10 protein-coding genes are annotated in these 16,349 nt (G+C 42.4%); 4 read left to right on the top strand and 6 right to left on the bottom strand.

Features of this window, described 5'->3' with window-relative positions; genetic code table 11:
- Positions 1-120: 120 nt before the first annotated feature.
- From crtO to lysS, 5 genes are all read right to left on the bottom strand, one after another.
- Positions 121-1,815 carry a beta-carotene ketolase CrtO gene (crtO, locus tag CDC37_RS21255; protein WP_096624887.1) on the bottom strand — a complete coding sequence of 565 codons (1,695 nt, stop codon included), beginning with the start codon at positions 1,813-1,815 and terminating at the stop codon, positions 121-123.
- 163 nt (positions 1,816-1,978) lie between these two features.
- Entirely contained in the window at positions 1,979-3,460 is a 1,482-nt protein-coding gene (locus CDC37_RS21250) for a cytochrome P450 (RefSeq protein WP_330220823.1), read from the bottom strand.
- A 192-nt stretch (positions 3,461-3,652) separates the two neighbouring features.
- Positions 3,653-3,883, bottom strand: a complete 231-nt coding sequence (locus CDC37_RS21245) for a hypothetical protein (protein ID WP_096624885.1) — start codon at positions 3,881-3,883, stop codon at positions 3,653-3,655.
- A 744-nt stretch (positions 3,884-4,627) separates the two neighbouring features.
- Entirely contained in the window at positions 4,628-5,557 is a 930-nt protein-coding gene (locus tag CDC37_RS21240) for a DMT family transporter (protein ID WP_096624883.1), read from the bottom strand.
- A 169-nt stretch (positions 5,558-5,726) separates the two neighbouring features.
- A complete protein-coding gene (gene lysS / locus CDC37_RS21235) occupies positions 5,727-7,223 on the bottom strand; it encodes a lysine--tRNA ligase (RefSeq protein WP_096624881.1) in 1,497 nt (498 codons plus the stop codon).
- A gap of 642 nt (positions 7,224-7,865) precedes the next feature.
- On the opposite strand from lysS, the gene CDC37_RS21230 reads away from it, so the two are divergent.
- The 4 genes from CDC37_RS21230 to CDC37_RS21220 all read left to right on the top strand — a co-directional run bounded on the left by CDC37_RS21230 (position 7,866) and on the right by CDC37_RS21220 (position 14,333).
- Entirely contained in the window at positions 7,866-9,053 is a 1,188-nt protein-coding gene (locus CDC37_RS21230) for a WD40 repeat domain-containing protein (RefSeq protein WP_096624879.1), read from the top strand.
- 375 nt (positions 9,054-9,428) lie between these two features.
- On the top strand, positions 9,429-10,928 hold the full coding sequence (locus CDC37_RS21225; protein WP_096624877.1) for a DEAD/DEAH box helicase family protein: 1,500 nt from the start codon (positions 9,429-9,431) through the stop codon (positions 10,926-10,928).
- Positions 10,929-11,080: 152 nt separating this feature from the next.
- Positions 11,081-11,221 carry a hypothetical protein gene (locus tag CDC37_RS24780; RefSeq protein WP_172892809.1) on the top strand — a complete coding sequence of 47 codons (141 nt, stop codon included), beginning with the start codon at positions 11,081-11,083 and terminating at the stop codon, positions 11,219-11,221.
- 229 nt (positions 11,222-11,450) lie between these two features.
- A complete protein-coding gene (locus CDC37_RS21220) occupies positions 11,451-14,333 on the top strand; it encodes a glycerol-3-phosphate acyltransferase (protein WP_096624875.1) in 2,883 nt (960 codons plus the stop codon).
- A 308-nt stretch (positions 14,334-14,641) separates the two neighbouring features.
- On the opposite strand, the gene CDC37_RS21215 is transcribed toward CDC37_RS21220, so the two are convergent.
- Positions 14,642-16,054, bottom strand: a complete 1,413-nt coding sequence (locus CDC37_RS21215) for a lysophospholipid acyltransferase family protein (protein WP_096624873.1) — start codon at positions 16,052-16,054, stop codon at positions 14,642-14,644.
- Between the last annotated feature and the right edge of the window lie 295 nt (positions 16,055-16,349).

Here is a 16,349-nt window from a genome sequence, read left to right as displayed (position 1 = left end):
CACGGGGAGCATGGGAGCTAGGGAAATGGTAGGCATATTTCCGCCGACTTGTACTAGTCCCATTTGAGTTAAATATTTAATCGTGTTGACTGTCAACAACTAACAGTCAACACATCTATTCTATCGACTTTTCAAAACAGAACTTACCATCGATAACAAAGCTTCCCTCGCATCTTTTAAACTTTGTGCCATTGGTTGTTGAGTTTGCAAAAAGACCCGTGCGCAATTGCGTCCTGGCATTCCGGAAATAGAACCACCGGGATGGGTTCCCGCACCAGTTAAAAATAAGCCTTCAAAGGGGGTTTTATAATTAGCTAACTCTGGTAAGGGTCGGAAGAATACCATCTGTTCTAAAGTCATGTCAATGTGGTAATAATTACCCTTATAGGCTCCTAATCTTTCTCCTAATTCTGCTGGACTTTCCACCCGACGAGCAATAATTGTATTTTTGAGATTAGGTGCATATTCGGCAATTTTATCAATCACCTTATCCGCCACTTGGTGTTTTAAATTCTCTGTCCATCCAGTTCCTTTTAAACCAGTTCCTTCCGTCCCTTTAATTTGATAGGGGGCAAAAAATTCAATCCATAAGGTGTGTTTTCCAGGCGGTGCTAAACTTGGATCAAGGGCACTGGGTAGCGCCATATAAACAGAAGGATTACTATCAGGAATTTCCCCCATCATACACTTGGCATGGGCTTCTTCTACATGGGCAACCGAATCAGCAATTAAAATCGAACCAATGAGATATGCATCTTGATGTTGATGGTGTACAAACCTTAAGGGTTCATCTAGTGCCAAATCTATTTTTAATATAGTTTCATTATTGTTAACAATGCGCCGTTCTAACCGTTCCCATAATGCTGGATCAACTGCATCTACATCAGTTTTATCTAACATTTGTAAAAATAATCTTTGGGCATCAATATTAGAAATTACGCCACACCTCCCTCGATATTCTTGACCACCTTGAACGCGCACACCCACGGCTTTACCATTATCAATTAAGACTTTTTCTACGTGTTTATCAGTGAAAATATCTCCACCTTTACTCTTGACTAAATTTACCAAAGCTTGAACTAAAGCACCCGTACCACCTCGCGGACGCGCCATTCCGGGATTATGGCGCATTGCCATCATCATTGCTCCAATTCCCAAATTTTTCTGGGAAGGTGGAACACCCATTTCTGCTGCTAATCTAGCCAAAGGTGCTTTTAAAAATTCTGAGTCAAACCACTCATTTAAAATATCCTCCGCACTCGATAGCATGTTACGAACAAAATCCATTGTTTTATTCACCGAACCGAGTGTGCTAACTAAATCCTTGATTTTACTGAAATTATAATTACCAGCAATATCAATAATTGATTTTGGAGGTGCATTGAACATTGGTGTTAGAGCATTAATTATCTTTAACCAATATTCCGTATATTCAGCATATTTTGCCGCATCTCTAGGACTATATCGAGCAATTTCCCCACAGGTTTTTTCCAGGGATTTATGACCTAAAAAGTACTTACCATCGGGATGGGGACAAAAGACCACCGGGTCACATGGGAGATATTCTAAACCATATTTTTCCAATTCTAATTCCTGGACAACCGGTCCGAGGTGAATAAATTCGTGGTCAATGGCACATAAATTAAATTTAAAACCGGGTGCAGTTTCTGGTAAACATTCCTCTGTAGTTGCTGCACCTCCAGGTACAGGACGTTTTTCTAACAGAAGCACACTATAACCAGCCTTCAGCAGATAAGCTGCACAGACTAACCCATTATGTCCAGCACCGATAATAATTACGTCGTAGGTTTGCATAGGGAAGCTAAGGTGAAAAATCTATCCAGTTCATATTTCTCATACATCCCTAGAAATTATCAAATTATAGGGAATAGTCTGTGACGGAAGTATGGTAAAAGTGTTTTCTGACTTCATACTTACCACTCACTGACGAGAAATTCTGAACAAGATACTCCTATTGTTATACTTTTTGGGAAATAGTGGACACAGAAACAGAACTTGATTTAGATTTAATTCGCATCGGAACTCCACCACTGGGGACAATTGTAATACCTCGACGCTGGGGATATACGGTTTTTCGGTGGAGTAATTCGAGTTGATAATTTAACATAATAGTTGCGAAAATTAATTTCAATTCATACATGGAAAAGGCTGAACCAATACAACCTCGATAACCTCCACCAAAGGGTAGGTATTCAAATGATGAAAATTTACGTTCGAGAAATCTTTCGGGAATGTATTTGGTCGGTGAATTATAGGCATGGGAACGACGGTGAGCAAGATAGATACAGGGGATTAAAACCGTACTGGGGGAAAATTGATATTTGTCTATTTGCACAGGTTCTTTGACAATGCGAGGGGTACAAATTAAAGCGATGGGATGGAGACGCATTGTTTCTTTACAAACTACATCTAAATAAGGTAATTGAGTAATTTCCTCTGGGGTGGGAATGGGATTCAAACTATTTAATTCCTGAAGCAATTTAGTTTTGACCTGGGGATGGGAATGAACCAGATGGAACAGCCAACATAATACTCCGGAGGTGGTTTCATAACCCAGGAGTAATAGGGAAATTAATTGGTCTTTAAGTTCGGTATTATTTAGAGATTTTCCTGCACTATCACGCGCTGATAGTAACAGGCTTAAAATATCTTGTTTTTCCGATTTTCGCTGGAAATTTGCAGTTGAATTTAGCTGCTGACGACGTTGACGAATTTCCTGATAAATCAAATCATCAATTTGCTTTTTGCGATACAAATAATTACCCCAGGGACTAAATTTTCCCCAATCTTTTTGCAAACTAGGAAAGAAGAATAAACTGGAATACCAAGGAGTGGTAATATCATGCAGCAAACTAGTTAATAAGCGCCGTAGTTTCTGATAATTTTCGCCAGGACTTATCCCAAATACTACTTGTAAGATAATTTGTAAAGTAATGTCTGGCATCATGGATTGCATTTTTACTTCCCTTCCCAGGGGCCATGTGCTGATAGCTTCTTGGGTGATTTGACAAATTATTTCCCCATAGGCTCGAATTTTTTCTCCGTGAAAACTTGGTAATAATAAGTTGCGTTGACGACTATGTTCGTAGGTCGGTTGGAGGACAAGGGAATTATCCCCAAACAACGGTCTAAAAACATAGGTAGGGGTTTGAAAATCGAGTTTGCCGGCCGGAATTGCAAATACTTGCGCGATCGCATCCGGACTACTCAGAAAAACAATAGGAGGGGAATTCCAACCCATAACACGGGTAGTAAATATATCACCTGCCATCGATGCACACCGGTCGAGAAATCGGGTGGGATTGGTAATTAGTTGCAGAGTCTGGATAACTGGAGGGATAGGAATTTCCTGGGGTAAATGCATGGAAATCAAAATACTTAATGAACCTGAGTAGAGAGTTTTCCCTATTTTCCCATTAATCAACTCATTGGTATTCACTGAAAATGAAAATCACCCCGACTTTTTCTGTTTAAGTCGAGGTATGATTTCCTTGCTTGATATTGGAGCTATAGGTAGGTGGATGGTGAAAATTGTCGTTAAGATCAGGGGGTACTTTAATTGCACCTACCAACTTACTTTACTGTCACCTGTCAACCGTCAACGAAACAAAAGTGAAATATCAAGTATGGTCTATTTGACTGTAATATAAAGCTTGCTACCTTCCCCATCTCCACTACGCCATTCTCGTGACCAGGTTTTACCTTTAAGATTATCCAGGTTGAGGTTGTATTTAAATACGCCGACTTTATCATCCGATGAAGCAGTATCTCGATCCATCAGTGTTAAATCAATACGGAAATTAGCATCATTGGTGCTGTAACCATTCAAAATTTGAATCGTATGACCACATTCTTTTTTCACATATTTATTTCTAGCTAAATTCCATGTGACTGAACCATTTACTCTGGCAGTACCATATACTTCTAGAGTATTATCCGCCAGACCATCATTGCATTGTGTAATTTCAGCCTATGCATTGACTGTAAATCCCTGGGTTTGAGCATTTACAGTACCTGGTAACATTGCGGTCGTGGACAGTAAACCCAAAGAAAGTAATAATTTTAAAGATTGAGAACGGAGATTAAACATATAACTTTTATTCCTTTTAGTTAATAAATTAATTCCTAAATTCAACTCTCAATTCTAATTACAAGCAAAGTTGATTTTTATATAGCAAAATTCAATAAATATCCAGAAAAAGTTTTTAAAAACTCTTTCTCACAAGCCTTTAAATATGATAAATGATGTATTTTTACTTGCAATGTGAGACATATAGCAATCCTATTCCAGGAGTAAAAATATCGGTTTTGCCTGTATCTTGTGGGAAAGCTTCCCCTATGACCTGTCAGCTTAACTATCAACAAACCTAAACTGAATATTTTACAAATCCTCAACGGATTGCGATCGCGACTGAACCGCTAGAAAATCACAACTAGGCTGAAATTTTTGTTTGAGAGTCATTGACTACTCTTTTATTTTGTCCAATACCAACTTTTGTTATCAGTACCCTTTGGGGTGATTTATTCACACCAGGACAACGGATAACAATCCAAATTTATCTGCGGTGGAAGTATAAAATCCAACTCACAAAAAAAACTATTTTTTTCATGTATAGGGGATGACATTTGGCGGTTGGTTGAGATAGAACAGTAATGCAATCCCAGCGATCGCAACTAAAACCCCTGCGATCGCTCTTCCAGATATTTTTTCTCCGGTGAACACTGCTAGGGGCAAAATAAAGATAGGACTGGTTTGGAGCAAGGTTTGGGCTATACCTGTCGGAGTTAGTTTAATCGCTGTTTGTTGTAACCAGATGCCTAAATAGGTTCCGCAAAAGGCGGCGACAATGGTGGCAATCACAATCTTCAGGTTTGTGAATTTGCGGAAATCAGCGAAAGATTTGCCACGTGAAAATACTGTGATTAATAGTATTAAAGTCACTTCTCCCGCACTTAAACGTAGCAGAGCGACCCATAGGGGACTAGCCGTTGTCATCTTGAAGGCAGCGCGGGATAAAATAGCACCAATAGAGTTCGTAATGGCAGCTAAAAGACCCCAAGCGGTTCCCCGTAGCAATTGGGAATAACCTCTAAGCAGCTGGTCAGTGGTTCGTTCCGTTATCACCCAAGCGACACCGATAATAGTCAGAAAAATTCCCCACCAAGCTTGAATTTGAAGTTGCTCATCGAGAAATAATAATCCAAAAATGGCAGTGAGGGGGGGAGCTAGGGTTCCCAGGAGTAAGGTTCGACGCGCTCCCAAGGAATTAATCGCCGCAAAAAAAATCGTGTCACCCACACCAATACCGATGACACCACTCAATAATATCAAAGTGAGGGACAATAAGGGTAAGGAGGGTAGGGAATCACCGACAAGGAAAATTGTCAAAATTAAAAATGCGATCGCAATTATGCCTTTGAACAAATTTAATAACAATGGTGGAATTACTTCACCAACTCGTCCGTATAATACAGAAGCAACAGCCCACAACCCAGCTGCACTCAAGGCTGCTATTTCCCCAACAAAGTTACTCATCACCAATTTTCTCCACCACAACACCCATAAGTTTCAATATCTAATATGAAAATGATTTCCTCGATTCCATCTGCTATCTAGTTGGAGATTTGAGAGAATTGGTATTACCTTCATGCAAAAATGGGGGACGAAGAATACCATCCCCCTCCTGTATTCCGTCTCCTCCTTCCTAAGTTTCCGGTTTCAATAAGGGAAAGGCAATCACATCCCGGATACTGGGACTATCTGTTAATAACATCACCAAACGGTCAATACCGATACCTAAACCACCCGTTGGAGGCATACCGTGTTCTAAGGCAGTTAGAAAATCCTCATCCACACCCTGAGCTTCTAAATCACCTGCGGCTTTACGTAGAGCTTGTGCTTCTAAACGCTGACGTTGGTCGATGGGGTCAGTTAACTCGGAGAAACTGTTAGCGGTTTCCCTCCCGACAATAAATAATTCAAATCTTTCCACCAAACCAGGCTTACTCCGGTGGGGTTTGGCTAGGGGGGATATTTCCACTGGGTAATCGAGGACAAAGGTGGGTTGAATCAAGGTGCTTTCCACCTTCTCTTCAAAAGCCAAATTTAGTAGTTTACCGATGGATGTACATTCATCCACACCAGGTATACCCGCATTTTTACAGGCAGTTTTTGCCACTTCTAAATCAGTAAATTCCGTAAAGTCTAAACCCGTGGCTTCCTTAACTACATCATGCATCGTTACCCGTCGCCAAGGAGGTGTTAAATCTACTGGTTGCTCCTGGTAGGTAATTTTCAAAGTTCCCAAGGTTTCTTGAGTGACAGTGGTAATAATCCCCTCCGTTAAATCCATCATATCGTTATAGTCGGCGTAGGCTTGGTACACCTCGATGGAAGTAAACTCCGGGTTATGACGGGTAGAAATTCCCTCATTACGAAAAATCCGTCCTAACTCAAATACCTTTTCAAACCCACCTACAATTAATCGTTTCAGGTGCAACTCGGTGGCAATGCGCAGGTACAGTTCCATTTCCAAGGTATTATGGTAGGTGATGAAAGGTCGTGCATCCGCACCTCCAGCTTCTGCTTGGAGAACAGGAGTTTCAATCTCCAAAAAGCCCCTTTCATCTAGGTAACGACGAATACCTGCTGTAATTTGGGCACGACGGCGAAAAGTTTGACGGACTTCAGGATTAACAATTAAATCTACGTATCTTTGGCGATAGCGTTTAGCAACATCCGTTAAACCATGCCATTTATCCGGCAAAGGTAACAGGGATTTAGTGAGAATGGCAAATTCATGGACATGAATCGATAATTCGCCCTTTTGAGTTCGCTTAATTGTCCCTTTCACGCCGACGATATCACCAGCATCCGTCAACTTATCTAGGGATTTGAAAAAATTAGGAATTTCTGGCATTGCTTCCTCAATCGTCTGCTTTTCCAGATACAACTGGATTTTGCCAGATTCATCTTGCAGCGTACAAAAAGCCAGTTTTCCCATAAATCGCCGTGCCATAATTCGTCCGGCGATCGCAACTTGTAAATCCGCTTCGGCTCCACTTTCCAAGTCTACAAACATTTCTTGGAGTTGAGCTGCTGTGTGGGTTATCTCCCAACGGTAGGCATAGGGGTTCGCGCCAAGTTGCTTAATTTGTTCAACTTTCTCTAAGCGCGTAGCACGAATATCTTCTTCCGACATGGTTAGGAACTCTATGGGGCAAAGTTCATTATAGAATTTTTCGCGTAGAGACGACCCCTCAAGTCGCCCCCAGATTTAACCGGAAAACATGAAAATATATTGTTGATCTCTACCTTTTGGCCTTGTTTTTCTCTGCTGAAATTCGCTAATCTAATAATTAAGATGGAAACCTCGTAGTTGATTGCATCGAAAGTTGTTTAAACTTCGATTATTGGTCTTATGTATAGATACATTAAGGTCCATAAGTAGTGGCGAGGCGACTTTCTTAAATAAATGTAAAATCAAAAGTTTCATCCGTATAAGTACGAGTGACATTTTTTGAAATAGCAAGTTAGAACTTAGGGGAAATCTTGCGTAAGTAAATTTCCATACAGAGTCAAGTAAACGAGTAGATATACTCATAATCTTTAGTACCACCAAGTTTCTATTTCCGAGAATGTCCTGACCGACTTTGAGCGGTATAAGTGCCTATTTTGGCGGGGACTAAGCAACAAATAGTATTTTTTCTAAAACGCGTCCCGTCCTCGCTAATTTTGTGCTAGGCTTTCTTTACTAAGCACGGAATATTACACAATTCCGACAAATCTTAACCACGATTAAGAATAGTGTTATTTTCCAGTTATTGGCATTTTCTGGCAGGAAATGCTGAATTCTGATGATAATTTCTGGTTAATACTGGTTGAGAAAATTATCCCCAAAAAACTCTTTTATCCCACTAATATTTTCCAGCGAGCTATGTTTTTAGAATCCCGTAAAACAAATAACATTTCGATTGTTTCCAAAGCTACAAATTCCCAATTAGAAGCAGTAGCGAAGCAAATCTTAAAAGATAATAAAGAAAATTTAGTTTCCGTTCATAGCGCTGCGACGGTAGCATTTCCGACAAGCAATGAACGAGAAGTTCCCCGTTATGCAGATGCGCAACAGCCACCGATACGTAAACCAGCACGACTCAAATCGCACATTTGGCGGTGTGTGCAGACTTTACCAGGAAATTCACCAGCAGTAGCAATTAGTCCGAATGGGGAATTGTTAGCGAGTGGGAGTATCCAGATTAAACTGTGGGATTTGCAGACAGGGAATTGGGTGGACACCATATCTGGGAATACGGGAATTCTCAAGGCTTTAGCATTTACCCCTGACGGGAAACAGTTGATTAGTGCGGGTTTGAGTCAAACGATTCGTGTCTGGAATCTTCAGAGTGGGAAACAGGTACGTGCATTTACCCCCCATGCTTATGCGGTGAATTCAGTGGCTATCCATCCCCAAGGAAAAGTATTTGCGAGTAGCGATCGCGGTAAAGGGATACAGCTATGGCAACAAGATTGTGAGAGTGCGATCGCTTCATGGTTAACCCATCAGGATTGGGTTTGCAGCGTTAAATTCAGCAGTGATGGTCATTTATTGGCTAGTGGTAGCTACGATAAAACCATCAAGGTTTGGGATGTGGAGGAAGGAACAGAAATTGCCACATCACCGGAATTTTCATCCCGACTCAATCAAATCGCGTGGAGTGGGGATAACTCAGTAATTGCTTGTGCAGGTGCAGATGGAACCTTGGGTCTATGGTTTTTACTCACAGGTGAAATCAAAACCATCAGTGCGGATAGCGATGAAATTTATACCGTTGCTTTTCATCCTCAAGGGAACCTGGTGGTGACAGCAGGAAGCGATCGCACAGTCAAATTCTGGAGTATTCACACTGGTCAAGAAATAGTCCGATTGACTGGCCATGAGAATACAGTGAAAAATATCACCTTCAGTCGGGATGGGGAAACCCTCGTCAGTGCGGATAACGATGGTGTGATTAAAGTTTGGCAACAAGCGTAGTCACCTTCATGGGATTTGGAATGGGGATGACTCTGGGTAGACGGAGGTTCCTTCTTTAGATGTGCAAACAAACAGACGTAGTGAAGAACTGCGTCTTTTTTGTGTTGCGAAAACAAGAGCAGGGAATAGAGACGACCCGATGGGTCGTCTATATAGGGAGTAGGGAGTAAGAGAAACTTCGTTACGTACATCTACGGTTCTGGTGTTAGCAGTAGATGGTTCCCCACCCTGACTAAAAGACTTTTTCCACAGACCCCAAATAGATTTTGCTGAATATGGTTTATTGGTGTACCTTTTGCGTTAATAATTTTCTAGGGGGGATAATTTGTTGATTTATATTTATCCTGTCTGTTGACGACCCGATTCTCCAAAATCATGCCTCGCACACCAACGTTAACTTTTGACCGTGGGACTTTACTGTTACATCCACCACCCCGTGGGAGAGGATGGATGGATTTTGCAACTTGGGATGACCGAGTGGAAAAATTCCGGATTCCGGCGATACAGTATCGTCCCTTGGTGGAAAAAATGCAGGCAGAAAATATTGATTTTGTTGATCAGGCAAAGGGATTTTTTCCATTAGAATTGACTCCAGGGATGGTAATGGAAGCTTACCCCCATCAAACGGAGGCTTTGACGGCTTGGAAATTGGCTGGGAGACAGGGAGTGGTGGTTTTACCCACGGGAGCGGGAAAAACTTATTTGGCTCAGTTGGCGATTGAATCGACTCCCCGTACTAGTTTGATTGTGGTTCCGACTCTAGATTTAATGCACCAGTGGTATGCCCATCTTAAAGCAGCTTTTCCGGATACGGAGGTGGGTTTGTTGGGGGGAGGTGCGCGAGATAAAACACCGATTTTGATTGCTACCTACGATAGTGCGGCTATCCATGCGGAAACCTTGGGAAATATGTATGCTTTGGTGATTTTTGATGAATGTCACCATCTGCCAACGGATTTCTATCGGGTGATTGCGGAATATGCGATCGCTCCCTACCGTTTGGGTTTGTCGGCAACTCCTGAACGTAGTGATGGTAAACACGCAGATTTAAGTATATTAATAGGCAAAGAAGTATACCGTAAGCGGGCTGAGGATTTGGCGGGGAAGGCTTTAGCGGAACACAAGGTGGTACAAATTAAGGTGCAGTTATCGCAGCAGGAACGGCAACGTTATAATGAGTTGATGCAAACCCGCAATAATTTTCTTCGTGATACCGGTATATCTTTGGGTAGCTTGGATGGTTGGCAACGATTTGTTCAAATGAGTGCGCGATCGCAAACTGGTAGACGGGCAATGTTGGCTCACCGTCAAGCGAAGGAAATTGCTATCGGTACGGATGGGAAAATTCGTATTCTAGCGAATATTCTCACTCAACATTATCCAGAAAGGGTATTAATTTTTACGGCTGATAACGCGACTGTTTACCGGATTTCTCTGGAGTTCCTCATCCCAGCGATTACTCACCAAACCCCAGTGAAGGAGCGCCACGAAATTTTAACTAAGTTCCGCAATGGGGAATATTTAACGGTGGTGGCTTCCCATGTTTTGAATGAAGGGGTGGATGTACCTGCTGCTAGTATTGCCGTAATTCTGTCGGGAACCAGTTCGGCTCGTGAGTATACCCAACGTCTGGGACGGATTCTCCGCAAAAATAGCGATGGGAATAAACAGGCGATTTTATACGAAGTAATTGCGGAAAATACGAGTGAAGAGGGAACATCAGCCCGTCGTCGTCTGCAAACGGATAAACCGGAAACCAAAACTAAATCCCCACGGGGTAATCTCCAGGTTGTCTATGGTCAGCCATCGGAAACAAGTGTACCCCGTGCAGCCGAACAAATGAACCTGTGGGATGACTATTCTACCAAGAAGTGAAATACATTCGCGTGGAGTATCGCTGACAATTACTTCTTGTTACAAACCTTAAAGAAAATGTTATCTAGGGATAGTCCGGTTGAAAAATGAAGGTATTACAATCGTAGCGGGCTAACTTGCTGCTCAGTCGTAAATAGGAGGATAACTGAGTTATGTCCGATTTAAACCGAGGCATCATGAAATTTGATGGTGCTGACTCACCAAAACTGGTGATGATTTCTAGTATTATTCTGTTGGGTTCAATTGCGGCGTTAATTTTGTGGGCTTTGCAAACAGCCTATGCAGTTGGTTAATGTTTTGATAAATCTTCCCTGACTCGACTTGTGAGTTCAGCTTTGTGGTGAAATTTTTGGTGTAACCGTAATTTTGACCATTTGTAAAGTTACTAAAAAGACGTTTTATTACTGAATCGAAATGGGCGCGGTGATCCAAACCGCGCCTCTAACTATAAAAATTTTTTGTTTCATGTTTGAATTATTAGATTTTAGATAGGAAGATAAATCTAACTTCTGATATTTGAACATGCTTGGACTTTGGGATTTCGTTTTAATTTTTGTAATCTGTCCGATATTGGGTGCGTTACCATTAGTTGGGTGGGTGACGCAGCTATTAACGCAAGGTAAATTCAGACGAATACCAGCAGGGAAGATAGGGGTAGCAGCAGCATTTTACTATGGGGGAACACCGGTGGGAATTGGAGCGGTGTTGCTGGAGGCTTTTAAGGGGATTGGGGCGGTTTTAAGCGTGCGTGGACTGCTGGGGACGGTTTCCGGTTGGGAATTGGTGGCTTTAGCTGGGGTGGTTGTCGGTCGCTACGGAGCAACTCGCACCGTGGGGACAATCAATGCTGTTTGGGGTTTGTTTGTCCATGACCCCTTGGTTGCTGCTTGTGTGTTTGTCTTGACTGCTGTGAGTTTTTCGATTATCCGCTCCCGTCAAGCTGCAAAATTTGGGGTTTTGATTATCTTCCCCCTAATTGTGGCCATTCTCAACCCAGAGAACGGGTTACGTATTGGTGGGGCGATCGCTCTTTCCCTGGTTTTGGCTTGGATGTATAATCAATCACCCAATATTCAGGATGATGGGATTAGCTTAAATTACCAAGAGTTGCCATCGGGGGGCAATAATTTATTTCGTCGTGACCATAGAATTTTGTCACTGGATGAGGAATTGAGTCCAGAGGTTGTGGGTCAAAAGGCGGCCATGTTATCACAGATGAAGCGGTGGGGTTATCCCGTTCCCCAGGGTTGGATTTTGTTTCCCTACGATGACCCGCAATTATTGTTTGATTATTTACAGCCATCAGAACTTTCGCCTTTGGTGGTGCGTGCTTCGCCGGTATTTGAGGAGGTTGACGGTGCTGCTGCGGGTTTATATGCAGGGGTAATTAACGTCACCAGTCAATCGGCATTACAAGCAGCCATTGCTCAAGTACAAGCATCCTACAATAGTCCCACAGCAATACAATATCGACGCGATCGCCAAATTCAGGATGGAGCAATGGCGATTTTGATTCAGCAGCAGGTGCGAAGTGTGTATGCTGGGGTTGCCTTTAGTCGTGACCCGATGACCCAGGAAGCAGATGCGATCGCCATTGAAGCTTGTACTGGACAGGGAAATTTGGTGACTAGTGGACGGATGACACCGGAGTTTTATCGGGCTTTTGTGTTGGAGTCAGGGAATACTTCCACCATTAGTTTACAAGGGGAAGGACGGATTCCCCCCGTAATTATTAAACAGGTTGCCTATTTAACCCGGAAAATTGAATCCCATTGTTACGGTGTTCCCCAGAATATTGAATGGTGTCATGATGGACAAACCCTATGGATTTTACAAGTCCGTCCTGTTTCAACTTTACTACCGATTTGGACTCGTAAAATTGCCGCCGAAGCCATTCCTGGTATGATTTCTCCCTTGGCTTGGTCAATCCATTGTCCCTTAATTTGTAGCGTTTGGGGAGGGATTTTCGCCCTGATTTTAGGGGAACGGTCTTTAGGATTAGATTTTAATGAAGCTGGTAGATTATATTTTTCCCGTGCCTATGTCAATGCCACATTATTAGAACAAATATTTCGCCGTTTAGGTTTACCAGCTCAAAGTCTAGAATGGTTGATCCAGAATACGGAGTTAGAGAGGATTCCTTGGGACACCCTATTTCGCAACTTACCTGGTTTATTCCGATTGTACGGCAGGGAATTATTTTTAAGGCAAGATTTCCATCGCGATCGCCACCGAAGATTTGCGATCGCGATTTCCCAACTTTCCCAAGAACAACGTGATACCCTAACTCCGACCCGGTTGTTAGCACGGATTGATTATGTGTTGGAAGTTTTACAACGGGCTACCTATTATTATGTGTGTGTACCCTTGAGTGTGACCTTTCGCCAACGGATTTTTCGGGTGAAGGATGGGGATATTGACTATTATCGTACCCCTGATGTGGCGGCTGTACGCTCCCTGTACGACCTTGCAACCTCGGCAAAAAACCTGTTAACGGAATTTGACCCCGATAATGTCTACGAAGATTTACAGGTATCCCAGGAAGGGCAAAAAATTCTCGCTCAATTGGAAGATTTAATCAAAAAATATGGATATTTAACGGCAACAGGTGCAGATATTACTTCCCCAACTTGGTCAGAAGATTCCCAACCAGTCCGTCAATTATTTATGCAATTAATGTTAGGTAATGAAGCCGATTTTGGTCGTCAACGTCGTCGTCCGTGGCGCAGTAAATTTGTCCAAAGTCGCGCTAATTTAAAAGGACAAGTAGCAGAAATCTATGCCCGATTAATTGCCGAATTACGTTGGTGTTTTTTAGAATTAGAAAAATATTTTCTCCAATCAGGATGGTTGCAACAACCAGGAGATATCTTCTTTTTAGAATTAGAAGAAATCCGTCAACTCCTCCACAAAACCGAAACCCACACCATTTCCCGTCTCCAACTACTAGCCTACCAACGGCGATCGCAATATTCCCAACATCAACAAGTTAACCCCGTCCCCCGCATTATCTACGGTAATCACCCCCCCATTTTCGCGACTTTAATGCCTTCCCTTTCCCCCGACCAAGTGTTATCCGGAATACCTAGTTCCCCCGGCTATGTGGAAGGAAAAGTCAAAGTTCTACGCAATCTGCAAGCTATTCCTGAAAACATAGACCAACAGACGATTTTGGTTGTACCTAATGCTGAAGCCACTCTCACACCGGTTTTTGCTAGAGCAGGAGGGGTAGTGATTGAAACCGGTGGACGACTTTCCCATGCTGCTATCCTCCTACGGGAATACGGCATACCCACCATTGTGAATGTGCAAAATGCAACTTGGATTCTTCAGGACGGACAACAGGTATATCTCGATGGAACTCGCGGGATTCTGGAAATATCCAATGATTTACGACCAGGTTAGGAAGGAATATACTGCACACGCTGATATATTTCGCTTTTAGTTTATTGTAGTTGGTGTTCTCAGACCCGCCCTTTTTATATTGGTACAAACCCAGAAATAGCTAATTTTTTGAATCTTTTTTTTCTCGGCGGAGGTTTGACTATTTCTAGCGTCATTTTATTTCTGGATTTTGCCGAAAAACAGATTGATTAAGTAAACTACTCCCGATTCCCTACTCACTGTAAAGACGACCCGACGGGTCGTCTTTACTCCCACGTCAAATAATCCATCACCTATTTTAACTTTTTACTCCTGCATCCCGCATTCTTTCATTCTGCGACTAATTGCTGCATTTGGGCAAACAAAATATTTGTCACTTCGGCGGGAATTTGTCGCAGATATTGACGATTATTTAAATGACCTGCACATATTTCTGTGACGGAAATCGGTTCACCAATCTTAATTGTTGCTTGTCGCCAACCCAATCTGGGTCGTCCAGGTAAAGCATTACGGTCTTGCAGACGAGATACCAGGTCAAACATCAATAAAGACATTTCCGCAAACCTTTCAATACAAGGTTTTTCCTGTAGATAATTACTAGTAACAGCGACAAAACTTTCCACCAATCGCATGTGACGCAAACGTAAATCGGCTTCGCTAGCGACCCAATCTGCTAATCCCCGATCCAAAGCTGATAAATTGTGAATATCCTCAATATCGTCACGATAAATATAACTCCAACCAGCCTCTTCTAAGCGACGACAACGGTCAATTTTTGACCCTTGGGATACAACACCAAAATAAACTTCTGCTACACGTAAAGCTTGGTCTAGTAAACGTTGAATACGTTCCATTAGTATATCTATATCCGACCCGTTGGGGAGAATAATTTCTGGAAATTCACAGTGATAAAACTGACGATAAAAACCTTCCATTTTCCCCACCAATTGTTCTGCCAAGCGCATAATTCTGGCAAAAAATATGGGTTCCAATTCTCCATGATTAGCTAAATCAACTACTTGGGGGGATAATCCGGTATCCCGTTCTAACTTCGACAATAACCAATCCAGTTTTTGCCAAGGAGGTTGGGGATAATGATATTGCACAGTTATCGGAACAATTAACACCATTTCCGGACGATTAGCTTTGTGTAAATCCTCCACACACCAAACAGCTAATTGGGAAACACCCGGTTCTAAAGGACTAACAATCCCACTATGGCCATTTGTAGCACCTTCCGGTGCGATCGCAAAGGGGAATTGACCATCTAAAAGCAATTGACGCACGGTTTGAATCGGCTTTTTATCGATTTTCCGTCCCCGACGTACCGGAACTCCCCCTAACCCAGCAAATAACCATCCTAGCCATTTTCCAGCCCATAAAGTCATACCACGATCATACATAAAATGACTATGGACAGGATTTTTCAGCTTAATCCCCATTTTCCGCGCAGTTCGGGGAATTTGGGTAATTAAATGGGCCATACACAGAGGGTCATCCACCTCCGGATGGCGAAAAGCTATCAGCAACCTGATCTTTCCCGCTTGAAATTGGCGATAAAGTTGCACTAAAGTTTCCATCTGCTGAATTTCTACCCGACTAATACCCGCAGGAAGCCACGGACGTAATCTTACTCGCAGCAGCAGGGGAATAAACAGCTTTGCCAACTCAAAAATCACGCGATTAAATCGGGGTGGGATATATTTCAGGGGAGGCTGAACATGACGAATATCTGCGGGCAAAGCTAATTATCTCCGAAAATACCAGATGTATGCCCATCGTAAATTTTCTGCCGCGATTTCACAATAGTGATTGGGTGATTTATGGTGTTGCGGATTAGCTTTCGTAGACATGGGAAAAGCAGTCCCTAATACATTTGCAGATGGGATAGTAGAGATGCAACATGTCGCGTCTTCACCTACTCCCTGTTCCCTACCATCACGCTTCAGACTTTTTCATTCAGTAGACCCCAATTAATCGATAAATTTCTGGTAGAAAGGATGTATTATATGCAGAGAGGGAAAAATTTTCCGGTCT

It is taken from the genome of Calothrix sp. NIES-3974, assembly GCF_002368395.1.
Lineage (GTDB): Bacteria > Cyanobacteriota > Cyanobacteriia > Cyanobacteriales > Nostocaceae > NIES-3974.
Note: the sequence above shows the minus strand (reverse complement) of the source record. Positions and strands in the feature narration are given on the sequence as shown.

What these genes read in the sequence shown, in the direction of transcription:
- crtO (WP_096624887.1), bottom strand. Translation starts at nt 1,815, where the DNA reads ATGCAAACCTACGACGTAATTATTATCGGTGCTGGACATAATGGGTTA.
- CDC37_RS21240 (WP_096624883.1), bottom strand. Translation starts at nt 5,557, where the DNA reads ATGAGTAACTTTGTTGGGGAAATAGCAGCCTTGAGTGCAGCTGGGTTG.
- lysS (WP_096624881.1), bottom strand. Translation starts at nt 7,223, where the DNA reads ATGTCGGAAGAAGATATTCGTGCTACGCGCTTAGAGAAAGTTGAACAA.
- CDC37_RS21230 (WP_096624879.1), top strand. Translation starts at nt 7,866, where the DNA reads ATGCTGAATTCTGATGATAATTTCTGGTTAATACTGGTTGAGAAAATT.
- CDC37_RS21225 (WP_096624877.1), top strand. Translation starts at nt 9,429, where the DNA reads ATGCCTCGCACACCAACGTTAACTTTTGACCGTGGGACTTTACTGTTA.
- CDC37_RS24780 (WP_172892809.1), top strand. Translation starts at nt 11,081, where the DNA reads ATGTCCGATTTAAACCGAGGCATCATGAAATTTGATGGTGCTGACTCA.
- CDC37_RS21220 (WP_096624875.1), top strand. Translation starts at nt 11,451, where the DNA reads ATGCTTGGACTTTGGGATTTCGTTTTAATTTTTGTAATCTGTCCGATA.